General features: G+C 69.5%; 22 protein-coding genes, 2 tRNA genes and 1 pseudogene. 10 read left to right on the forward strand and 15 right to left on the reverse strand.

Features of this window, described 5'->3' with window-relative positions:
• Positions 1 to 14: 14 nt before the first annotated feature.
• Complete coding sequence (locus tag SMD11_RS05640; protein ID WP_087925377.1) at positions 15 to 830, reverse strand: AfsR/SARP family transcriptional regulator; 816 nt, start codon at positions 828 to 830, stop codon at positions 15 to 17.
• A gap of 267 nt (positions 831 to 1,097) precedes the next feature.
• Between SMD11_RS05640 and SMD11_RS05645 the strand changes: the two genes are divergently transcribed.
• Complete coding sequence (locus tag SMD11_RS05645; protein ID WP_087925378.1) at positions 1,098 to 2,303, forward strand: sensor histidine kinase; 1,206 nt, start codon at positions 1,098 to 1,100, stop codon at positions 2,301 to 2,303.
• Here SMD11_RS05645 and SMD11_RS05650 read toward each other — a convergent pair.
• The gene (locus SMD11_RS05650; RefSeq protein ID WP_087925379.1) at positions 2,242 to 2,877 is read right to left on the reverse strand and encodes a response regulator transcription factor; all 636 of its coding nucleotides are present in this window, start codon (positions 2,875 to 2,877) and stop codon (positions 2,242 to 2,244) included. The genes SMD11_RS05645 and SMD11_RS05650 overlap by 62 nt on opposite strands.
• Positions 2,878 to 3,072: 195 nt before the next feature.
• Here SMD11_RS05650 and SMD11_RS36990 point away from each other — a divergent pair.
• A pseudogene (locus SMD11_RS36990) lies at positions 3,073 to 3,528 on the forward strand (MBL fold metallo-hydrolase); the annotation flags it as partial.
• A gap of 85 nt (positions 3,529 to 3,613) precedes the next feature.
• A complete protein-coding gene (locus SMD11_RS36995) occupies positions 3,614 to 4,030 on the forward strand; it encodes a hypothetical protein (protein WP_324614695.1) in 417 nt (138 codons plus the stop codon).
• Here the strand turns inward: SMD11_RS36995 and SMD11_RS05660 are convergent.
• Together SMD11_RS05660 and SMD11_RS05665 are read right to left on the reverse strand one after the other, a co-directional pair.
• Entirely contained in the window at positions 4,000 to 4,512 is a 513-nt protein-coding gene (locus SMD11_RS05660; protein ID WP_087925380.1) for a flavin reductase family protein, read from the reverse strand. The two genes, SMD11_RS36995 and SMD11_RS05660, sit on opposite strands and share 31 nt — an antisense overlap.
• 289 nt (positions 4,513 to 4,801) lie before the next feature.
• Positions 4,802 to 5,662 (reverse strand): hypothetical protein, encoded by an 861-nt coding sequence (locus tag SMD11_RS05665; protein ID WP_159395225.1) that lies wholly within the window; start codon positions 5,660 to 5,662, stop codon positions 4,802 to 4,804.
• Positions 5,663 to 6,404: 742 nt separating this feature from the next.
• Between SMD11_RS05665 and SMD11_RS05670 the strand changes: the two genes are divergently transcribed.
• A protein-coding gene (locus SMD11_RS05670; RefSeq protein WP_372472114.1) for an IS5 family transposase occupies positions 6,405 to 7,225 on the forward strand; the annotation gives its coding sequence in 2 pieces (ribosomal slippage) (positions 6,405 to 6,752 and positions 6,755 to 7,225; 819 coding nt in all).
• Here SMD11_RS05670 and SMD11_RS05675 read toward each other — a convergent pair.
• Together SMD11_RS05675 and SMD11_RS35310 are read right to left on the reverse strand one after the other, a co-directional pair.
• A complete protein-coding gene (locus tag SMD11_RS05675; protein WP_087925383.1) occupies positions 7,215 to 7,571 on the reverse strand; it encodes a hypothetical protein in 357 nt (118 codons plus the stop codon). The two genes, SMD11_RS05670 and SMD11_RS05675, sit on opposite strands and share 11 nt — an antisense overlap.
• Positions 7,572 to 7,616: 45 nt before the next feature.
• Positions 7,617 to 8,195, reverse strand: a complete 579-nt coding sequence (locus tag SMD11_RS35310; protein WP_159395226.1) for a hypothetical protein — start codon at positions 8,193 to 8,195, stop codon at positions 7,617 to 7,619.
• 224 nt (positions 8,196 to 8,419) lie between these two features.
• On the opposite strand from SMD11_RS35310, the gene SMD11_RS05680 reads away from it, so the two are divergent.
• Together SMD11_RS05680 and SMD11_RS05685 are read left to right on the forward strand one after the other, a co-directional pair.
• On the forward strand, positions 8,420 to 8,668 hold the full coding sequence (locus tag SMD11_RS05680) for a hypothetical protein (RefSeq protein ID WP_087925384.1): 249 nt from the start codon (positions 8,420 to 8,422) through the stop codon (positions 8,666 to 8,668).
• 349 nt (positions 8,669 to 9,017) lie between these two features.
• Entirely contained in the window at positions 9,018 to 9,269 is a 252-nt protein-coding gene (locus SMD11_RS05685) for a winged helix-turn-helix domain-containing protein (protein ID WP_087925385.1), read from the forward strand.
• Positions 9,270 to 9,705: 436 nt separating this feature from the next.
• Here SMD11_RS05685 and SMD11_RS05695 read toward each other — a convergent pair whose 3' ends face one another.
• The 4 genes from SMD11_RS05695 to SMD11_RS05705 form a co-directional block, all read right to left on the reverse strand.
• Positions 9,706 to 10,638: a radical SAM/SPASM domain-containing protein gene (locus tag SMD11_RS05695; protein WP_087925387.1), complete on the reverse strand. Its 933-nt coding sequence runs from the start codon at positions 10,636 to 10,638 to the stop codon at positions 9,706 to 9,708.
• A gap of 95 nt (positions 10,639 to 10,733) precedes the next feature.
• The gene (locus SMD11_RS35315; protein WP_159395227.1) at positions 10,734 to 10,886 is read right to left on the reverse strand and encodes a hypothetical protein; all 153 of its coding nucleotides are present in this window, start codon (positions 10,884 to 10,886) and stop codon (positions 10,734 to 10,736) included.
• 160 nt (positions 10,887 to 11,046) lie between these two features.
• Positions 11,047 to 11,283: a hypothetical protein gene (locus SMD11_RS05700; RefSeq protein WP_087925388.1), complete on the reverse strand. Its 237-nt coding sequence runs from the start codon at positions 11,281 to 11,283 to the stop codon at positions 11,047 to 11,049.
• 286 nt (positions 11,284 to 11,569) lie between these two features.
• Entirely contained in the window at positions 11,570 to 11,788 is a 219-nt protein-coding gene (locus SMD11_RS05705; RefSeq protein WP_087925389.1) for a hypothetical protein, read from the reverse strand.
• A 561-nt stretch (positions 11,789 to 12,349) separates the two neighbouring features.
• On the opposite strand from SMD11_RS05705, the gene SMD11_RS05715 reads away from it, so the two are divergent.
• Positions 12,350 to 13,705, forward strand: a complete 1,356-nt coding sequence (locus SMD11_RS05715; protein WP_087925390.1) for a hypothetical protein — start codon at positions 12,350 to 12,352, stop codon at positions 13,703 to 13,705.
• Between the two features lie 102 nt (positions 13,706 to 13,807).
• On the opposite strand, the gene SMD11_RS05720 is transcribed toward SMD11_RS05715, so the two are convergent.
• Positions 13,808 to 14,131, reverse strand: a complete 324-nt coding sequence (locus SMD11_RS05720) for a hypothetical protein (RefSeq protein WP_159395228.1) — start codon at positions 14,129 to 14,131, stop codon at positions 13,808 to 13,810.
• 643 nt (positions 14,132 to 14,774) lie between these two features.
• Between SMD11_RS05720 and SMD11_RS05730 the strand changes: the two genes are divergently transcribed.
• Positions 14,775 to 14,960: a hypothetical protein gene (locus SMD11_RS05730; protein ID WP_087925393.1), complete on the forward strand. Its 186-nt coding sequence runs from the start codon at positions 14,775 to 14,777 to the stop codon at positions 14,958 to 14,960.
• Positions 14,961 to 15,105: 145 nt separating this feature from the next.
• Here SMD11_RS05730 and SMD11_RS05735 read toward each other — a convergent pair.
• Together SMD11_RS05735 and SMD11_RS05740 are read right to left on the reverse strand one after the other, a co-directional pair.
• A tRNA-Leu gene (locus SMD11_RS05735) sits at positions 15,106 to 15,193 on the reverse strand.
• A gap of 225 nt (positions 15,194 to 15,418) precedes the next feature.
• A tRNA-Leu gene (locus SMD11_RS05740) sits at positions 15,419 to 15,503 on the reverse strand.
• A 106-nt stretch (positions 15,504 to 15,609) separates the two neighbouring features.
• On the opposite strand from SMD11_RS05740, the gene SMD11_RS05745 reads away from it, so the two are divergent.
• Positions 15,610 to 16,941, forward strand: a complete 1,332-nt coding sequence (locus SMD11_RS05745; RefSeq protein ID WP_087925394.1) for a DUF2254 domain-containing protein — start codon at positions 15,610 to 15,612, stop codon at positions 16,939 to 16,941.
• 19 nt (positions 16,942 to 16,960) lie between these two features.
• On the opposite strand, the gene SMD11_RS05750 is transcribed toward SMD11_RS05745, so the two are convergent.
• Positions 16,961 to 18,526, reverse strand: a complete 1,566-nt coding sequence (locus tag SMD11_RS05750; protein WP_087925395.1) for an aldehyde dehydrogenase family protein — start codon at positions 18,524 to 18,526, stop codon at positions 16,961 to 16,963.
• Between the two features lie 255 nt (positions 18,527 to 18,781).
• Between SMD11_RS05750 and fdhD the strand changes: the two genes are divergently transcribed.
• A complete protein-coding gene (gene fdhD / locus SMD11_RS05755; RefSeq protein ID WP_087925396.1) occupies positions 18,782 to 19,639 on the forward strand; it encodes a formate dehydrogenase accessory sulfurtransferase FdhD in 858 nt (285 codons plus the stop codon).
• Between the two features lie 51 nt (positions 19,640 to 19,690).
• Here the strand turns inward: fdhD and SMD11_RS05760 are convergent, their stop codons facing one another.
• The gene (locus SMD11_RS05760; RefSeq protein WP_234366351.1) at positions 19,691 to 20,107 is read right to left on the reverse strand and encodes a MarR family winged helix-turn-helix transcriptional regulator; all 417 of its coding nucleotides are present in this window, start codon (positions 20,105 to 20,107) and stop codon (positions 19,691 to 19,693) included.
• Positions 20,108 to 20,245 lie beyond the last annotated feature (138 nt).

Raw genomic sequence — 20,245 nt, forward strand, 5'->3', positions numbered from 1 at the left:
CCGGGGCCGCCGCGCTACGCCGACCGGGCCTGTACGAACGCTTCCCCGCCGTCCAGTTCCGGGGCGCCCGACAGCACGGCCTGATGCAGCCGCTGGAGCCGCGGCGACGGCTCGACGCCCAGCTCGCGGCGCAGCCGCTCGCGCAGCTGCCGGAACTCCTGGAGCGCCCGCCAGGGGCTGCCCGAGCGGCACAGCGCCGTCATCAGCTGCGCGCAGAGGTTCTCGTGCAGGGGGTGCCGGGCCACCAGCGTGCGCAACTCGCCCAGCAGGGCCGCGTGGTAGCCCAGGCGGAGGTCGGCCTCGATGCGCTCCTCCAGCGCCTGCATACGGGTCTCCTCCATGTACAGGGTCTCCAGCCCCAGGACGCGTCCGACCGGCACGTCGACCAGCGCCGGGCCGCGCCACAGGGCGAGCGCGCGGGTCAGGTGCGCCGAGGCCGACCGGGCGTCGCCGGCGAGCAGCGCGTCGTGCCCCTGGCCGGCCAGGCGGCGGAACTGGGACCAGTCGCAGCTCTCGGGCGTGACGGCGACGCGGTAGCCGCCGAAGGCCGTGGCCAGGACGTCCTTCGGGGTGCGGGCCGGGGACTCCGGCGCGTCGCGCAGCGCGACGGCCATGCGGCGCCGCAGCTGGAGGATGTAGGTCTGGAGGGTGGTCGCCGCGCTGCGGGGGATGGCGTCGCCCCACAGCTCCTCCATCAGCGTCGGCACCGGCACCACGCGGCCGGCCCACAGGGAGAGCAGGGCGAGGATCTGGCGCGGCTTTCCCGCGCTGGGCACGATGGAGACCCCGTTCTCGTAGACCGCGAGTTCTCCCAGCACCTCGATGTCCATGAGTGTCCTCCACTCGGTTCACGATGTCGTCCTTCGACTTGACTCGAGGCTCGCACCGAGGAGCGGCCACCGCCCAGTGAGGCCGTCACCAGAGCAACGGTGAGATCGGCACGCCCCGTGTGAGGAATTCACAGCTCCATTTATTGCTGCCAACCAGGGGACCGTCACGGGCGTCATGTGAGGTTGACTACAGGAATCCTCTTCACGAGTGGTTCTCTGCTTGACTGAGCAGTTGGCCCTTCGGAACTCCCTCGATCGGCAGGTCGCATGGTGGTGTTATCCAAGGGTGAGCCGCCCCCCTGGCTCGCCACAGGCATCGTTCTCGCCGTGCAGTCCGCGGTGGCCGTGCTGGGTTTCCTCAACCTCCTGGCGTCGCGCCGTCCTTCCGCCGGTCACATCTGCCTCTTCCTGGCCGCCTTCGTCGCGGTGTTCGTGCTCCAGGGGATTCACTGCGCCCCGCGGGCCGGCCGGTTCCGCGCCCGCCACGGACGCCGGACGCTGGCACTCCAGGCCCTGCTGACCTACGCCCCGCTGTTCGCCCTGGGCCTCACCTGGGCCGGCATGCCGGGCTTCCTGGCCGGGTCCGCGCTGCTCATCCTCGAACCCCCGCTGTCCGTCGCCGCCTTCGCCGCCGCCGCGGTCCTCACCGGCACCTGCACCCTGCTGGCCGGCCAGCAGCCGCTGGGCGTCGCCATAGGAGTGCTGTCCTGCGGGGTGAACGGCCTGATGGTGTACGGGGTCACGCGCATCGCCTCCTGGAGCGCGGAGGTGCGGCGGGCCCGTGACGAGGTCGCCCGGCTGGCCGTGGAAGGCGAACGGCTGCGGGTCGCCCGCGATCTGCACGACCTGCTGGGCTACAGCCTGTCCGCCATCACCCTCAAGGGGGAGCTGGTGGCCCGGCTGGTCGACAAGGACCCCGAGCGGGCGCACGGGGAGCTGCGGGAGGTGCTGGACATCTCCCGGCAGGCCCTCGCCGACGTCCGCTGTGTCGCCCACGGCTACCGTCAGCTCTCGCTCACCGCCGAACTGGACTCCGCCGCCCGGATATTGAGCACCGCGGGCATCACGGTGGAGGTGCACGACGAGCGGCTGCCGCTGCGCGAGGAGGCCGGCACGGTCCTGGCGACCGTCGTCCGCGAGGGGGTGACCAACATCCTGCGCCACAGCGCCGCGCAGAACTGCCGCATCACCGTCTCCCGCACCGCCGGCACGCTCGCGCTCGACATGGCGGGGGACGGCATCCCCGGCGACACCGGGGAGAGGATGGCGCGCCGTTCGGGCGGCGGCCTGGACAATCTCGCCCGGCGGCTGGAAGGGATCGGCGGGACGTTCCGCGCGTGCGCCGGCGAGGACGGGTGGTTCCGGATCTTCGCCGAGTGCCCGGCCGACGCGGCCGGGCCGCCGCGGGACGTCAGCGGATCCAGCCCTTCTCCTTGGCGATCCGGACGGCGTCCAGCTGATTCCGTGCGGTGAGTTTGGTGACGGCGGAGGTCAGGTAATTGCGCACCGTTCCCGTGGAGAGGTGCATCTCCCGGGCGGTCTCCCGCGCGGAGTTGCCGTCGGCGGCCCGCTTGAGGACATCGGTCTCACGCCGGGTGAGCGGGCTGTCCGTGGGGCGGCCGGCGATCGGGCAGTCCTCGGCCTCCCAGGCGGTGGGCGGGATCCGCGAATCGATCACCCGCCGCCCCGAGTGCACCAGGCGGATGGCGGTGGCGAGCTCGGCGGGCGGGGCGTTCTTGGGCAGGAACCCCCGGACGTGGGCGTCGATCGCCCGGCGGACCGTACCCCGCTGCTCCAGCGCGGTCAGGATGATCACCCGGCACTCGGGAGCCTGCTCCCACAGCAGCCCGGCCGCGTCCAGGCCGTTGACGCCGGGCAGGTCGATGTCGAGGATCGCCACATCGGGCCGGAACTTGATCACGGACGGCAGGATGCCCCGGCCGTCCGCGACCTCCGCGACCACACGGAAGTCGGGCTCCAGTTCGAGGAGCGCCACCAGCGCCCCCCGGACCATGTGCATGTCCTCGGCCAGCAAGATCCGGATCACCGGTCGTCCCCCGTCAGACTTTCGCCGGTGACCCGTATCCCCAACAGGCTGACCCGGCAGGTGACTTCACCTCAAGCCTACGTCGCCACCGCCAGGAGACCCGTAACTGTTTTCGCGCGTCCTCCCTCTGTCCGCTTCCGCGCCGGCGGTCCGCCGGCCGTCCGATCGATCCGTCCTCGATCCGCCGGTACGAGCATGGCGGCCCGGTGTTCCGATCGGTCAGGAGGCACGGTGTCCCAGGTACGGCGGAAAGGGTCGGCGGGCAGGCTCGCCGAGGTGGCCGACGGCGTCTTCGCCTATGTGCAGCCGGACGGCGGGTGGTGCCTGAACAACGCGGCGCTGGTGGTGTCCCGGGGGCACTCCGCCCTGGTGGACACGGCGGCGACCGAGGCCCGCGCCCGCGCGCTGCGGACGGCGGCGCTCGGCGTCTGCCCGGCGCCGCCGCGGGTCCTGGTCGGCACCCACTCCCACGGGGACCACACCTTCGGCAACTTCCTCTTCCCCGAGGCCCTGGTCATCGGCCACGAGCGGGCCCGCGGCGAGATGGCGGAAGCGGGCCTCCATCTGACGGGGCTCTGGCCCGAGGTGGAGTGGGGCGAGCTCACCCTCACCCTGCCCGAGGTCACCTACCGCGACCGGCTGACCCTCCATGTGGGCGACGTGGAGGCCGAGTTGATCCACCTCGGTCCCGCCCACACCACCCGCGACACCGTCGTCCGGCTGCCCGGTCAAGCGGGTGCTCATCACCGGGGACCTGGTGATGAGCGGCGTCACGCCCTTCTGCCCGATGGGGTCGGTCACCGGGACGCTCGACGCGGTGGCCCGGCTGCGCGCCCTCGACGCGCGCACCGTCATCACCGGCCACGGGCCCGTGGCCGGCCCCGAGGTCTTCGACGTCACCGAGGGCTACCTACGGTGGGTCCAGGAGCTGGCCCGCGAGGGACTCGCCGCGGGGCTCACCCCACTGGAGGCCGCGCGGGCGGCGGGCCCCGGCCCGTACGCGCACCTGATCGACTCCGAACGGCTGGTGCCCAACCTCCACCGGGCCTACGCGGAGGAGCGCGGCGCCGCGCCCGGCGTCCCGCTCGACATCGGCGAGTTGTTCCGGGAGATGGTGGAGTTTCACGGTGGGCTGCCGACCTGCCGGGCCTGAGCGTCCCAGACGGTGAACGTCCCCCGGTGGTAGAGCACCGGCGGCCGCGGATAGGACTCGGCGTGCTCCACCCGTCCGATGAAGATCCAGTGGTCGCCGGCCTCCACCGTCCGCACCACCACGCACTCGGCGTGCGCCAGGGCGACGTCCACCAGCACGGGCGCGCCCCGGGCGTGGGCGGAGGGCACCCACTCGACACCGGCGAACTTGTGCTCGGAGCGGTCGGTGAAGACCCGCGCCGCGTCCTGCCCCCCGTCGGCGAGGACGTTGACCACGAAGGCCCCCGAGTGCCGCAGCGCCGCCAGGGTCCGCGCGTTCCGGTGCACGCACACCAGGAGCAACGGCGGTTCCACGGAGACCGCCGACACCGCGTTGCAGGTCAGGCCCCGCGGTCTGCCGTTCGCGTCCGTCGCGGTGACGACGGTGACCGCCGTCGGGAAGGATCCGAACAACGCGCGAAACCGCGCCGCGTCCACTGCCATGCCGCTCCCGCCTCCGGCCGGTCTTCTCCGAGTGATCCGGCCGTTCACGCTCGCCGACCGGTCTGGAGGGCGGGTGGACCGGCGGTGGAGGGTGCGGCGGGACGGGCCGGGTCCACAGAGCATTTTCCACGGCCGGATCGTCAAGGGCTGATGATCGCGTCGCGGCGTAGCCGCTGACCCGCCGTCTCCCTCACGGGCCCGCCCCGGAATCGAGGCGGGCCCAGCCGCACCGGCCCCACCGCCGGCTGTCGCCTGACAGGCCCCGCGGCGGGACCAGCGCTTACGACCGTCAGTACGTCAGGACCACACAGCCCAGGTTTCCGGCCTGGCCCGGCTTGCCCTTGAGGCGTCCCAAGGTCCCCGGAGGGGCGGGCAGGGGGTCGAAGCTGGCACCGCCACCCTCGCCACCGTCCCCACCGCGGCCCGCGACGGCCGGACAGGTCGGCGGCACGGCGTACGGTCGCGCGCCCGCGCCTCCCGCACCGCCCGCCACCCTGGTCCCGGCCAGGCCGGAGGCCGGAACGGCACCCGGCCTCGTCGTGGGCTCACCGACGCAGCGGCCCTTGCCGAGACCGCTGGTGGCGCCGGAGCCCGTACCCCCGGCTCCCGGCCCGACATCCAGCTGCCCCCGGATACCGGCGGCACCGCCGGCACCGCGCGGAGCCCCGGCCGTCTGCTGCCCGCCGGGGAAGTGGACCGTGGACCCGCCCGTGTCCTTGCCGGCTTCGCCGTCGGTCGGGTTGGACCAGTTCAGAGTGCCGCCCGCGCCACCCGCACCGCCCCCGGCGACGTCGATCGACAGGGTCTCACCGGGGGTGACGTTCAGGGTGCACTGGAAGTAGCCGCCTGCGGCGCCGCCCGCACCGCCTCCGCCGCCGAGCATGATCGCGCTGTTCTCCGTGGGGAAGACCACCAGGCCGCCGCCCCCGCCCCCGCCGCCGCCCCCGGGGCCCACGGCCGTCATCACGATCTTCGTGACCCCGTCCGGGACCGTCATCCGCGTCGTCTTCGCCTCACTGAACGTCAGGGTGGTCTTCCCACCCGCAGGAGCCGCGAACGCCTCCCCCACCGGCAGGAAGCCCCCCAGCACTCCGGACGCCACCGCCAACGCCACGGCGGTCCGCCGCCGTAACCCACGTCTTACGACCATCTCAGCTCTCCTTGATAGACGCTGAAAACACGGCTGTACCGACCGCAATGGCAGCACGCCGGGAGTCGATCACCAGACGGGCACCGCCGCGTCATGGAAATGAGGCGGACCGACGCCATCCAGTGAACGGTTTCTCGCCTGCCCTGCCCATTTCTTCCAGTGCCACAACGGTCACTCAGCGCCCTTACGGTGGCAGGGGTTACTCAGGAAAATCACTACTCATTCCGCGAGCACGCCGGGCATGGTCACCTGCCGGACGGGTACGCAAGATCACCGTCGAAGGCGGCGACGCCGGGCCCGCGTCTCCTGTGGCCGAGGTTCAGGGCGAGCCCGCTTCCGTGGGTCACGCGGAGCGTCATCAGACCGGAAAAACAGAAAAACCCCAGATGAACTGGGGTTCCTGCTGGTGTCCGAGGGGGACTTGGACTCTCCTCTCGGGCACCAACCCGTCAGGTCTCTGACCTGCGGAAACACCAGTCTGAAGGGTCTATCCGCGCCCTCATGTCACCTGGGTTTTCCTGGGCTTTTCCGGGTGCTCCCGGCCGCTACTGGTCACGCGCTGGTCATGGCGGGGGGACGAAGGCCAAGCAGCCACCCAAGGTGCGCCAGTGTGCGATTGTGTGGCGATGAAGTGGCGAAGTGTGGCCTGCGATCAAGCAGCGTACCGAGGGATCAACGGCCTTCGGTGCGCTGTCTGACTAAGACGTCGTTTCTTATGGCGTGATCGTTCGTTGAGCCGTGCATGGCGGATCTCGTGGAGCGACTGGTGCCGGACGAGTTGTGGGTGCTGTTCCGGCGGGTGGTGCCACCGACTGAGGTGATACGTCCGCAGGGCGGTGGCCGGCGTCGGGCCGGTGACCGCGAAGCCCTGGCGGCGATCATCTTCGTGGCGACGTCGGGCTGCACCTGGCGGCAGCTGCCGCCGGTGTTCGGCCCGGCCTGGCAAACGGTCTACCGACGCTTCGCCCAGTGGAGCCGGGACCGGGTCTGGGCCCGGCTCTACCGTGTCATCCTTGACGAACTCGGAGCGCGGGGCGAGCTGGACTGGTCGCGGTGCGCGATCGACTCGGTCAGCCTGCGGGCTGCAAAGGGGGGCCTTTGACGGGACCGAATCCGACCGACCGCGGCAAGCTGGGATCGAAGATTCATCTGATCTGCGACCGGAACGGACTGCCGCTGTCCTTGGGCATCTCCGGCGCGAACATGCATGACAGTCTGGGCCTGGAGCCGCTTGTGCGCGGCATCCCGCCGATCCGGTCCCGCCGTGGTCCCCGGCGTCGGCGGCCGGCGAAGCTGCATGCAGACAAGGGCTATGACTACGACCACCTGCGCCGATGGCTTCGCAAGCGCGGTATCCGCCATCGCATTACCCGCAAGGGTGTCGAGTCCTCGCAGCGGCTGGGCCGGCATCGGTGGGTGGTCGAGAGAACCGTGTCCTGGCTGGCCGGCTGCCGACGCCTCCACCGCCGCTACGAACGCAAGGCCGAACACTTCCTCGCCTTCGTCGGCATAGCCGCAGCCCTCATCGGCTACCGCCGACTGGCGGCTCTGCTCACGGCCTGAGCCGGTTCTGCTGTACGTCGAAGCAGATCAGGCCCATGGACTCCGCGACGGCCGCCGCGTAGGCCGACGCCTCCTCGGCCATGCTCCACCGCGTGGGGAAGTAGATCAGCGGACCACTGGCCTCGCCGATCAGCGGCCCGGTTGACCAGGGCGAGGTGTCCTCCTCGTCCTCAGTGAGGTCACACCACCGCTCAAGCAACGCGGCCACGTAAGCCGCGATGCGCTCGGACGGAGGCTCTTCCACCTCGCTGTCGATGTAGCGGTCGTACAGGTCGTTGAAGACCCGGCCCGCGGTCTTGTCATCCGCCGGCCTCTCGCCTTCCCAGACAGCAAGGTCGTAGCTCATGTCAGGAGGCTCTCATGCCGCTCTGACAGCCAAAAGAAACGACGTCTAAGCGCACTGCCCGCCCGTTCGCAGGGACTGCCAGTCGTCGTTGTCTCCCGGGTTCGGCGGCCTCTGCGGTTCGCTGGCAGTGTCGAACCATGTGGCGTAGGCGGTCTCGGTGCAACTGCTAGACGCGGTGCGAAGCAGGATGGGGCTCGCGGGCTGGAAACCCTCCCCGGGGTTGACAGAGCCACTTCCGCTGGCAGCGCATGTGACCTCGTCTGAACTGACCACGTTGCAGGTGCCTACCTTCACGTCGGTCTCGCCGGTGACCTTCCTCTTGACCAGGCTGAAGGAAGAACCCACGTTGACGAACTCCCCGTCGTTACTGGCGCCCATCTTGAATCGCCACGTAGTGCTGTAGCTGCACGGGCTTGGGTCTGTCCCTGGACCTGGATTGGGGTCGCAGAGGACATAGGGCGTCCATGAGACATTGGAGCCCGGCGACACCGTTTGGGCGGCGACCCCGAACCCCCAGTTGCCGGTGGCCGCAAACGACGTTCCCTGCGAGAGCATCAGGGCCGCTGCGCTCAGAACCGCGACTGCGGCGGACCTACACCTGGTCGATCTCCTCTTCCGATCCACGATCGTCCCCCTTGCTGGGTGGCTCCCTGCTTCTGTGATTGACAGAAGAGCGCGGTCCGTCAGCAGGGGATAGACCTGCTGCAAGTGCTTCACCCGATTGGGCGCGCTGCACTGCATCCAGGGCCACTTCAGGCCCACTAACATCCAGGAACGGACGACAGCGCAACGCCTTGGGCGCCACGCTCGGAGAAGCGCGGAGGCCAGGGTCGTCCTACGGTCGAACCGTGGACTTCCGGATCACAGCCGGGGAAGAACAGCTACTCTTCGTGATCGTCGCTCACCTGGACTCCGGCAGCGCACCGACGGTCGAGGAGCTGTCCGCCGAAGCGGGGCACGACGCCCACCCTGACGTTGCCTCGCTACGTGACAAGGGATGGGTCCTCATCGACAGGCAGAACACTGTCATCGCGCTGTCACCGATGGCCGTCCAGGCCGTGAGGAACCTGCGCTTCGGGCAGCGAGTCGGGGCATAGCGAAGCCCCGCCCGGCGTAGGCCGGACGGGGCGGTTGGGGGGGCTCAGCGGGCCTCAGGGCCCGTGTCGTCACCGATCTTCATGGGGCAGTAGTGCCGGACGGGGACGATGACCCCGACCCCGCTGGGCCGCTCTACGTACCGGTCCAGCTCGAAGCACCCACATGTGGATGCGCGCGATAAGGTCACGCATGCGTCTCAGCTCCTGAATAGCTGGTGGCGTCAGAACCCCAACGGTCGTTGGCCCGACTGTCGGGGTTTTTCTGTGTCCTGACGCTGGCGGTCTTGTATAGGCTCATCCACCCTTACTCAGATTCAGTCAGGCATGACCAGCCAACTACTCTGGCTGCATGACAGCGAGCAAGATCAATCACCGGGCCCCGGAGCCGCCCTACCGGCAGATCGCTGCGGATCTCATTCGGGACATCGAGGCTGGCTCGCTGGAAGTGGGCAGCCCTCTGCCATCCGAAAACGAGCTGGTGGTGAGGTGCGGCGTGGCCCGGAACACGGTGCGGAACGTCGTGGCTCACCTCCGGGAGCGGGGGTACGTCTACACGGTCCCGAAGCGCGGGACCTATGTGCGTCAGCGTGAGCAGCCCTAAGAAGAACGGCCCCGCCTGTGCCTCCTTGCGGGAGGCGCAGGCGGGGCCGGCCGGGGTAGTTCTCAGGAACCAGTTGGCCGCGGTACGGACGCAGTCCGCAATTCCGAGAGCCGTCGCTGGTAGAGGGGTCCCGTGGAGAACGACACCTCTGCGGGTGTGGGCGCGGCCTCCTCGATGAGGTGGTGCGCCAACGCTTTGAGATGCGCTGACCAGGCCACTACGTGTTGCTGGGCAGGGCGCCCGCACTCCTGAGGCTCCCCGGGAAGGCAGAGGGGGAGATCGGTGCGGCTGAGCTTGTTGGCGGCGTGCCGCACGTATCGGGCGACGGTGAGCCATTCCTCGTCCGAACGCTCGACGGCACGGCCATGGCTCTGCCCGAGCCAGGCACCGAAGTCGTCTCCGTGATCAACCATGGCGTGCTCCTACTGGATCAGCTTCACGCGGGTGCGCCGATCGTAGCTGTGGCCAGCTGGCTGTCGGCCTCCCTCGGGTCACAGTGCGCCACAGAGGGGACACAGGGGCCGCAGGGGCCGCAGCTCGGGAGGAACTGCGGCGGGGTACAGCTTTGGGCTGGCTTCAGCCCGTGAGCTGCCGCGATCTCTGCGCGAGCATCGATCGTCCGAGGGCTGTTCCACACCTCGGTAAGCGGGGTCGTGCGCACGTTGCCCAGGGTGATGAAGCGTCCCAGCACGCACGGCCACACTGCCCCGTCGGGGCCGATGGCCACCTGTCCGAGTGCGCAGTGTCCGCAGAGATCGTTGACTGAAGGGGTGGCTCCCTTGCTGGCCCGCCCGAAGGCTCGTGTCCTGTCACCGCCGACGTGGTCAACCCCGATCTCCTGAAGGTCGGTGACCGCCTCGCGGACGCGCTGTTGTGTGCTCACCGCGACGACGCCCCCGCGAATGGGGATGCCGAGCTCCACGGCCTTGCGGATGTTCGCCCGGGTCATCTTGTGCGCGCCGCGAAGGTTCGTCACTTTGTCGTGCTCGGTTGCATCGTCGGAGTAGTACGACGTCGCCAGCTTGACGCCGTAGGACTTGAACGCCTCCCAGAGCGGGTCTCGGATGACGGTCATGTTGGAAAACACTTCGATGCCGAGTCCCGCGCCGTGCGCGTGACCGATCAGCCTGGCCAGGTGGGGGTACAGGGTCGGCTCCCCGCCGATGAACTGAACGTCGCGTCCGCCGATTGCGGCGAACTCATCGATGACGCGCTGCCAGTCCGAAACGGTCATGATGCCGTGAGTCCCTTTGGGACCCGAATCGGCATAGCAGTGGTCACAGGACTCGTTGCAGAATCCCGTCACTTCGAGCCAGGCGAATCCGAGCTTCCGCGGGCTCGGACACGTGCGTAACCTGGGATCGCCCATGGGTGATCCTCTCCTCTGTCTGGGGGTTACTGGGTGTTCGGCCCGGCGGGGAAGGTGGCACTTCCCCGCCGGTACCGTGTGCGCGGAGCTCCGACTTAGTTGGCGAGCACCGCGCCTACCAGGTCGATGGCCTCGGGCTGCTCGCTCTGGTCGTCGGGAACGGTGGGCTCGTTGTCGGCGGTTTCGGTGTCGCTTCCGATGACCTCGGGGTCGGCGGTCTCGGTGTTGGGGTTGGTGGTCGCGGGCATTCCGCGGCCTCCTCTCTCTCGTCAGGTCCCGGCCCGGCTGGGCGCGGGGTTGCTCGTCCGCTTCCCTACGTCGGGACGAGCACCCGTCATCGGGTGGGCCACCGGCTGATGGAGATGCCGACGCCCCGGGACGTCCCCGCCGATGGCGGAAGTGTGAGGCTTACTGGCCGGTGGGCTTACCCAAGGAGGGATCACGGCGCAGTTCAAGAGCTGCGGCCCTGTCGCGGCGCGGTTCCTTCCACTCGTCCAACCGGTCGCACAGCCACGGCTCGCTGACCTCGTATTGCGTGGCCAGCCTGTTCATGGACTCGCCGGCGCGGTACCGCTTGATGATGTCCGCCTGAGCGGCTCGGGCTCGTTCGCGCGCCTGTCGCTTCTGCGTCGTCGTTCTCGACATGGCTACTTCCCCCACTTGGTGGGGTCCTCGTTGTTCCCGTCACCATTGTTGATGTCGTGCTCGATACCGTCGCCCTCTTCCTGGTCGGCCGGATGTCCGGAGCCACTTGCCCAACCACCCATAGGGGCATCACCCTCTTCGTAGTTCCGTCTGGAACCCCGTCCGGGCGCTGGACGCGACATCTGACGTCTGGACGGGGGCTTGGAGCCCGCCCCTGTGCCAGTAGGGGGGAGGAAGGGCAACCCATAGGAATCCGATGGGTCCATCCGGCAGAGGGGCAGGCGGTCTAGGTGCAGTGCGCCTCGTCGAAGTGGCTGACGATCTGCTCCTGAATGCGCTTTTCCGCCACGCGGTCGCCAAGCCCGCGTGCCGCGGTGAGGGCGATGCCCAGCTCGATGCATTCCGAGCAGGGCGGCTTCTCCGGCTCACGCGGCATGGACGGGCGTCCGCTGGTGTGTGCTACGGGAACCACCGGCAGCCCGAAGATCCGCCGAAGCATCAGCACAACCGGCCCCTTCTGCGTACCGGCTCCAGCGCCTTTATCGACGTGTCACCCACCAGCGGGTACGGAATGGGCTCGCCCTCCGGCCGCTGGATGATGCCGCCGCTTCCGGTCGTAAACGCACGTCTCGTCGCCGTGCCGGCCCCGTTCGTCGGCGCTTCCGTCACGCCTGCCTGCCGCATTTCCCTTGCGCTGGCCGGCCTGAGTGCCTCCGGGTCGGCGTCCCACTCCCGGCCGCCTCCGGGCGCTCGCAGTTGCACGTACGGGCCCACCTTGTCCATGCGCTGCCCCAAGCACCCCTTTCGCGTGTCCACCACCCAAACGGGGGGTTCCTGCGCTGCGTTCATCATCTGTTCGAGCCTCCGCGTATCCCGCGTCGGACGGTCGCGTACTGCCTCAGCCATCCCGGCGCTTCAGCCAACTGCACCGCTCCCAGCGAGCTGCTTCCGTGGGTTGTCCGACCTGCGCACTACGCAACCGCACAGCTACGCACGGCGGTACTGTGAAGAGACGGCCAGAGCATGAAAGCCATGAACGCAACGCAATCTGTGGGGAGTCAGAGGCATGGCGACCTCCGCGCGTACACCCAATGAGGGCCTGGGACGGCTGCTTGTGCAGGCCAAATGGTCCCGCTCGCAGTTCGCGCTGATCATCAACCGCATGGGCGCTGAGGCAGGGTTGACGTTGCACTACGACCAATCGGCTGTTTCACACTGGATTGGGGGAACTGTCCCCAAGCCCCCGGTCAGACGGCTGATCGTTGAAGCTCTCTCGCGCAAGCTACGTCGTACTGTGACTCACGCGGAGGCTGGATTGCCGCGCGCCGCTGAGGACGAGGTGCCGGCTGGCCTTGACACTGTGGAAGAAATCGTCGACCTCGGGAGGGCCGACATGGATCCATCTCGCCGAGGGCTCGTAGCCACAGCCGGCTTGTTCTCCGCGGCTTTAGTGGTGCCGTCGTTCGCGGGGCCTGCGCGCGCTGTGGAAGCCCTCCCTGCGGTCCCAGGGAAGCAGACTGTGAGGATCGGCGCTGGGCAGGTCGCGGCTGTTCGGAAGATGACTGACAAAATCGCGGATATTCTGGACGAGCTTGGCGGGGCACACGCAAGGCCAATGGCGGCGGCATTCCTCGTCAACACGGTGGTTCCGTGGCTTCGAGCCGAAGCCACAGATGCAGTGAGGAAAGACTTCTGGGCAGCGGCCTCGGACCTCGTCTATCTGACTGGCTGGATGGCCATGTACGAGCGGGACCACGGAACTGCCCAGAACTACTACGTCAAGGCATTGAAGCTGGCGAACCGTGCAGAGGATCACGTGACGTACTGCCGCACCCTACGCGGTATGAGCCTTCAGGCTTCCAACCTTGGGTACGGGCCCCTAGCCCTAAAGTTTGCTGATTCGGCGGCTGAAGCCGCCCCGAAAACTGGGCCGCGACTTCAGGCCTTCCTCGCAGGGCAACAGGCCCATGCCACTGCGATGGTGGGCGACCACCGCCGCGCGCGGCGGCTGCTGGCCGCCACTGAAACCGCCCTGATGAAGGCTGACAATCGGCGCGAGTCAATCGGTGGATACGACCAGTCTTCTTACGCCTTTCACGTCTCTCATGTGCTGTACGAGAGTAAGGATCTACCAGGCTCGATCAAAGCGCTGCAACAGGCCCTAAAGGTACAACCTCCCCAAGAGCGGCAAGGTCGGGTTCATTTCTACGGAGTGCTCGCACAACGCCAGCTTGAGTACGGCCACCTCGAAGCAGCCTGCGAATCGTGGACACGTTTCCTGGAGGACTATGAACATGTCTCATCTGCCAGGGGGGACGCGCACTTTGACACGATGCGGCTCCGGCTGAAGCCGTTCAAGAGTTCCCAGGCTGTGCGAAGGATGTCTGCACGCATTGCTGACATCGCCCTGCTCAAGGCGTGACTTGATGTCACCCGGCTTCTTGGCTGCCCCTCAAGCAGGTGAACGCACATTCAAGGCGGGTCGGCACTCGGTGCGGAATCCTGCGCGACAGCAGGGGCCCTGTTAGCTGGCCACCCCCGCGCGGGCAACTCCGAGACCCTCCCTCGGGGAGCTCCCAAGCTCCCGATCAAGGCCGCTGAGACCCTCTACCGCCCCGATCTCACGGTCGGGGAGCTGCTGGACCGGTGGCTGAAGAAGCATCAGGTCGAGGGCACCACCAAGCAAGGCTATGAGCCGAAGATCAGGCTGCACATCAAGCCTCTCCTCGGTGATGCGCTGGTGGCGCAGGTGACTGACGAGGGCCTGGACGCGCTGTACGCCTACCTCCAGAGCGAACCCCGCCCTACCAACAAGGGCAAGCCGCTCGGGGTCAAGGGCGCCCGCCATGTCCACAACATCCTAAGTGCTGCCTTCGACTCGGTCACGGGGCCGCGGAAGCTGCTCCAGCACAACCCTTGCAAGGAGGCTCACCCTCCGACGGAGCGGATGATCCGAGCAGCGGAACCGGATTTCCCCACACTGTCCGACAGCGAGACGAGCAAGTTTCTCGACGACATTTGGACGCCATGCGGGAACTCGAAGTGTGACGGGGGCCTGACGCACCACTGCCTCCGCGATGCCCCGCTGTGGACGTCGTACGCCGTCACGGGATGCTGCCGCGGCGAAATCCTGGGGTGGAAGTGGTCACTCATCAACTGGGAAGAGTGCTCCATCGAGCTGGCGTGGGTCGTGGTCGAGGAAGGCAACACCTACCGACTGCGGAAGCTGACCAAGGACGGCGACAAGGGCGCGATCATCTACGTGGATCAAGCCTTCATGAGGGTGCTGCGGTGGCAGTGGGAGCGCCAGCAGTACGAGAAGGAGAGACTCGGTGACCTCTGGGTCGATCACGACCTCGTGTACGCCCGGGACGGCTTCAAGCTGTACCGGGGCGAGGCCGGCGGCCCCCCAGGACCCCGAGAAGGTAACGGCGCGGTGGCGCACCCTTCGAAACCGGCTCCACCTGCCCGAGGACTTCCGGCTGCACGACTTGCGGGCAAGCAAGATCACGAACGACCTCAACGCCAAGGAAAGCCCGGTCGAGGTCTCCGCGAACGCCCGGCACCACAGCCCCGGCTACACGATGGAACGCTACGGCAAGCGTCGACCGGACGCGGCGAAGGCGCTGGCCGGACGTAGCGCCGGCCGGATCGGCCTGGCTCGCCTCGCGGCCTGATCCAAGATTCCCGGCCGGTCGTCTCGTGGTTGGTCACGCTGCCGGTCGCAGAAAAACCCGAATCCTACTGGTCACGCACTGGTCACGCGGACGTGCGATCCAGCCCGGAAAAACAGAAAAACCCCAGGTCAACTGGGGTTCCTGCTGGTGTCCGAGGGGGGACTTGAACCCCCACGCCCGATAAAGGGCACTAGCACCTCAAGCTAGCGCGTCTGCCATTCCGCCACCCGGACCAGGTGTCTGACTCTGCGGGGCGTTCCCCGCGGCGACATGGACAACTCTATCAAGGGTTCGGAGCACCGTTGACCAGGGCTTTCGTCCGGGATCACGGCCCGCGCAGGGGCCGGTCGGCAAGATCGCCGGGCGCCCGGCCCGTCACCGCGCCGTAGGTCACGCGGCCGGCCGCGCCATCACCCGGAAAAGCAGAAAAACCCCACGTGAAGTGGGGTTTCATCTTGTGTCCGAGGGGGGACTTGAACCCCCACGCCCGATAAAGGGCACTAGCACCTCAAGCTAGCGCGTCTGCCATTCCGCCACCCGGACCAGGTGTTTGTCTCAGCGGGGCGTTCCCCGCGGCGACATGGACAACAATACCAAGGTTTCGGAGTGCCTTTCACCTGGGTATCTGCGCCGGACATAAGGTCTTCTTATGGGCAATGACGGACATCTCGGAGCGCCGGGTGGGGCGCGGTGGCGGCCGCGGGCGTTGTCGCCGCTGCGGGAGCACCTGCGGGACACCTTCTGGTTCACGCCGACCGTGGGGCTGGTGGGGGCCGCGGTGGCGGCGGTGGGGGTGCTGGAGCTCGACGGGTTGTTGATCCGGACGCTTCAGGACGACGGGGACTACGGCGCGGTCTCCACGCTGATCGAGCTCGCGGACGACACCAAGACGATCATCACGACCGTGGGCTCGGCGATGCTGACCTTCATCGGTGTGGTGTTCTCGATCTCGCTCGTCGCGCTCCAGATGGCCAGCGGGCAGTTCTCACCGCGCGTGGTGCGGCTCTACGTGCGCAGCCGGATCACCAAGTGCACGTTCGCCGTCTTCCTGGCGACCTTCCTGTTCGCGCTGCTGGTGCAGGCCTCCTACCAGGGGGACACCGACCCGCGGACCGTCGAGACGGTGCCGGTGTTCTCCAGCGTGACCTGTGTGGTCATGGTGCTGGTGAGCCTGGTGCTGTTCGTCGTGTATGTGAACTCCACGCTGCGCCTGATGCGGGTCAGCCACGTCATCGACCGGATCACCCGCGAGACCTTCCGGATGCTGGAGAAAGCCGGAGGGCGGGCGGACGACGAGTCCGTCGTGCCGGGTGAGGTCACGGGCGAGGTGGCGCACCGGGGGCGGGCCGGGGTGCTGCGCGACGTGCACATCGCCCGGCTGGTGCGCGTCGCGCGGCGGCACGGCCTGGTGCTGCGGCTGATCCCGCGCATCGGGGACTTCGTCGTCCCCGGCACGCCCGTGCTGGCCGTGCACGGCGGGCCCGCGCCCGGCCGGCGGGCCCTGCGGTACACCGTCTCCGTCGGGGTGGAGCGGACCTTCCACCAGGACCTGGGCTTCGGCCTGCGGCAGCTCTCCGACATCGCCCAGCGGGCCCTCTCCCCCGCCGTCAACGATCCGACGACCGCCGTGCAGTGCCTGGACCGCATCGTGCAGATCCTCGCGGCGGTCGCCGGCCGGCCGCTCGGCGCCCTGCGCCACTACGACCGGAAGGGCGCGGTCCGGCTGGTGCAGGACCTGCCCGGCTGGGAGGACCTCGTCGACCTCGGCCTCGCCGAGATCCGCGGCTGCGCCATCGGCGCCCCGCAGGTGACCCGCCGGCTCATGGCCGCCCTCGACGACCTGCTGCGGCTCGCCCCCGAAGACCGGCACCCACCGCTCGTACGGCACCGGACGCTCCTGCGGCAGGCCGTCGACCTCGCGGTGCCCGAGCCCGCCGACCGGGAGTTCGCCCTGCTTCCCGACCGGCAGGGCATCGGATGAGGCCCCGGCCCCCGGTCTCCTACGGCATCAAGTGGTAGTCCGGGAAGTTCCCCGGCACCCGCTCCTCCGCCGACTCCCCCTCCGTCACCGCCCTCACCAGCAGCTCCCCGCCCACGAACGCCCCGCGCCACGACGCCCCGAAGCCTCCGAACAGCTCCTCCCGGTCCCCGCGCGAGCGCGGTACGCCGTGGCCCACCTTGAACGCCCGGATCTGCGGCGCCAGGCGTTCGTACGTCGCCCGGTCATCACAGGACAGCGTGGCCACCAGCGCGCCGTTGCTCGCGTTCATCGCCGCGAGCAGCTCGGCCTCCGTGTCCACCAGGACGATCGTGTCCACCGGGCCGAACGGCTCCGCGTGGTGCAGCGGTGACGCCGGCGGCGGGCTGAGGAGCGCGACCGGTGCCACGTACGCGCTCGTGTCCTGGCCCGGCAGGAAGCGGCCGGCGGCGAGCTCGCCGCGGTGCAGGGGTATCGCGCCGCGGTTCATCGCCTCCGCCACCTGGTCCGTCAGCTCCTTGGCCTTGGCCGCGTTGATCAGCGGGCCGAGGTCCAGCTCGGGGAGGTCGTCGTCCGGTGACGCCACGGCCAGCGGGTGCCCCAGGGTCAGCGCCCGCACGGCCGGCAGGTAGACGGCCAGGAAGTCCGCGAAGGCCGACCGCTGCACCACGAACCGCGGGTACGCCGTGCAGCGCTGCTTCCCGTACTCGAAGGTCTTGCGGATCCGCGAGCCGAACGCCTCCCAGTCCGTGAAGTCCCACACGCCCCAGGTATTAAGGCCCTCCTGCTCCAGGATGTGGCGCTTGCCCAGGTCCGCGACGGCCGTGGCGACCCGCGCGCCGGTGTCCCGGCCGCCCACGAAGGACACACAGCCGATCTCGGGGGCGCGTACCAGGGCCTCGGAGAGCTCGCCGCCACTGCCGCTGACGAGCGTCACCGGCAGCCCCTCGCGGGCGGCGAGGGCGCTCGCCAGGGTCAGGCAGGCCAGGCCGCCGTCCGTCGGCGTCTTCGCCACGACGGCGTTGCCGGCCAGCACCTGGACGAGCATGGCGTGGACGAGCACGCTCATCGGGTAGTTCCAGCTGGCGATGTTGCTGACCGGGCCGGGCAGCGGCCCGCGGCCCTCCGTCATGCGGTCGATCTCCCCGGCGTACCAGCGCACGCCGTCGATCGCCCGGTCCACGTCCGCCCGCGCCGCCCGCCAGGGCTTGCCGATCTCCCAGACGAGGAGGAGGGCGAGGAGGTCGCGGTGCCCGGCGAGCGCGTCGAGGGTGGCGCGCACGCGCGCCTTGCGGTCGGCGAGCGGTACGTTCCGCCAGGCGCGGTGCTGGTCCAGGGAGGCCCGTACGGCCCGGTGGGCGGTGGCGGCGTCGAGGCGGGGCGGGCCCGCGATCGGGGTGCCGTCGACCGGGGTCGTGGCGGGGAGCGGGCGGCCGTCGGGCCGCCAGGTGCCGTTCCAGAGGTTGAGGACGCGCTCGCCCCGGAACGCCTCGGGTGCCGCGGCGAGGCAGCGCTGCCAGGCCGTGGCCCATTCGGTGCCGGGCTTGAGGGTGAGGTCGGTGCGGGTGAGGTCGGTGCTCGGTGCCATCGCAGGTCTCCGCTCTCGGTGCACGGTCGAGGCAAGGAGGTGGCGCGCGGTGCTCACACGTACGACTGTCGCGTACTGCTACCGAACAGTAGCCAGGGTGCGGGGCCGCCGGAGGGGTGCCCGGCTGCGATGAGGCCCACGTCACGTGAGACCGTTTGCGGGCAGACCGTCCGAGGGCCCGAGCGGTCCGCCCCGGCCGTTCGCTCCGCTTCGTTCGCTTTGTCCGCTCTCCTCACCACCACGGGACTGATCGCCATGGGACGGGTCACCTCACGACGCCGCGTCATCCGCATCCGCGACGGAGCGGTCGGCACGCGCCCGGACACCCTCGTGGCCGAGGAGCCGATGGAGATCCGGCTCAACGGCAAGCCGCTCGCCATCACCATGCGCACCCCGGGCGACGACTTCGCGCTCGCGGCCGGCTTCCTGGTCAGCGAGGGCGTCCTGGCCACCGCCGACGAGCTCGAACGCATCGTCTACTGCGCGGGCGCCACGGAGGACGGCTCGAACACGTACAACGTCGTCGACGTGCGCCTCGCCCCCGGCGTGCCGCTCCCCGACATCGCGCTCGAACGCAACGTCTACACCACCTCGTCCTGCGGCCTGTGCGGCAAGGCCAGCCTGGACGCCGTACGGACCACCGCGCGGCACCCGGTCTCCGACGGCCCGTCACCGATGCGGCTCACCCCGGAACTGCTGGCCACCCTCCCCGACCGGCTGCGGGAGGCGCAGCGCGTCTTCGAGACCACGGGCGGGCTGCACGGCGCCGCGCTGTTCTCGGCGGACGGCGAGCTGCTGGACGTCCGCGAGGACGTGGGGCGGCACAACGCGGTCGACAAGATCGTCGGACGGGCCCTGCAACAGGGGCTGCTGCCGCTGTCGGGCACGGTGCTGCTGGTGTCGGGGCGCGCGTCGTTCGAGCTGGCGCAGAAGGCCGTGATGGCCGGGATCCCGGTGCTCGCGGCGGTGTCGGCGCCGTCCTCGCTGGCGGTGGACCTGGCGGCGGAGACGGGGCTGACGCTGGTGGGGTTCCTGCGCGGCGCGTCGATGAACGTCTACGCGGGGGAGGAGCGGGTGGTGCTGGACGGGGGCGCGGCGGACGACGGCGCCTAGTCCCGGCCACCCCGGCCGCTCAGGCCCGGGGCGGCCGCCCCGGCCCGGCCCTCACCCCTCCGCCACCTTCCCCAGCAGCTCCAGGAACCGCTCCCGCTCCCCCGGCGTCAGCCCCGCCAGCAGTTCCTCGTTCGCCTCGTCCCCCAGCTCCGCCAGCCGTACCAGCCGCCGCCCGCCCTCGTCCGTGAGCGAGATGGCGTTCTTGCGCCGGTCCGCCGGGTCCGGCGCGCGCGTGATCAGCCCCGCGGCCTGGAGGTCGTTGAGGATGCCGACCATGTCCTTGGGGTCGAAGCCGGTCGTACGGCCCAGCTCGGCCTGGGCGACGGGGCCCAGGTCCGACACGGCCGACAGCACCGCGTGGTGCGGCATCCGCATGCCCTCCCGGGCGAGGGCCTCGCTCACCAGGCGGCGGCCGCGCGCGGAGGCGCGGTTGAGCTGCCAGCTGGGGAGGGCGCGGATCCGGGTCAGCGCCGGTGCGTCCCGGTCGGCCCCGGCCGGGGAAGCGGGGTCGGCCCCGGCCTGGGAAGCGGGGTCGGCCCCGGCCTGGGAAGCGGGGTCGGCCCCGGCCTGGGAAGTACGGGCAACTGCGGCCTGGGAAGTACGGGC

Origin of the sequence: Streptomyces albireticuli (assembly GCF_002192455.1) — a bacterium.
GTDB classification, from domain to species: domain Bacteria; phylum Actinomycetota; class Actinomycetes; order Streptomycetales; family Streptomycetaceae; genus Streptomyces; species Streptomyces albireticuli_B.

Coding starts and splice junctions, on each gene's coding strand:
- SMD11_RS05640 (WP_087925377.1), bottom strand. CDS start 830: ATGGACATCGAGGTGCTGGGAGAACTCGCGGTCTACGAGAACGGGGTC.
- SMD11_RS05645 (WP_087925378.1), top strand. CDS start 1,098: ATGGTGGTGTTATCCAAGGGTGAGCCGCCCCCCTGGCTCGCCACAGGC.
- SMD11_RS05660 (WP_087925380.1), bottom strand. CDS start 4,512: ATGGCAGTGGACGCGGCGCGGTTTCGCGCGTTGTTCGGATCCTTCCCG.
- SMD11_RS05665 (WP_159395225.1), bottom strand. CDS start 5,662: ATGGTCGTAAGACGTGGGTTACGGCGGCGGACCGCCGTGGCGTTGGCG.
- SMD11_RS05675 (WP_087925383.1), bottom strand. CDS start 7,571: ATGAGCTACGACCTTGCTGTCTGGGAAGGCGAGAGGCCGGCGGATGAC.
- SMD11_RS05685 (WP_087925385.1), top strand. CDS start 9,018: ATGACAGCGAGCAAGATCAATCACCGGGCCCCGGAGCCGCCCTACCGG.
- SMD11_RS05695 (WP_087925387.1), bottom strand. CDS start 10,638: ATGGGCGATCCCAGGTTACGCACGTGTCCGAGCCCGCGGAAGCTCGGA.
- SMD11_RS35315 (WP_159395227.1), bottom strand. CDS start 10,886: ATGCCCGCGACCACCAACCCCAACACCGAGACCGCCGACCCCGAGGTC.
- SMD11_RS05700 (WP_087925388.1), bottom strand. CDS start 11,283: ATGTCGAGAACGACGACGCAGAAGCGACAGGCGCGCGAACGAGCCCGA.
- SMD11_RS05715 (WP_087925390.1), top strand. CDS start 12,350: ATGGCGACCTCCGCGCGTACACCCAATGAGGGCCTGGGACGGCTGCTT.
- SMD11_RS05720 (WP_159395228.1), bottom strand. CDS start 14,131: ATGGCGGGCGCCCTTGACCCCGAGCGGCTTGCCCTTGTTGGTAGGGCG.
- SMD11_RS05745 (WP_087925394.1), top strand. CDS start 15,610: ATGGGCAATGACGGACATCTCGGAGCGCCGGGTGGGGCGCGGTGGCGG.
- SMD11_RS05750 (WP_087925395.1), bottom strand. CDS start 18,526: ATGGCACCGAGCACCGACCTCACCCGCACCGACCTCACCCTCAAGCCC.
- fdhD (WP_087925396.1), top strand. CDS start 18,782: ATGGGACGGGTCACCTCACGACGCCGCGTCATCCGCATCCGCGACGGA.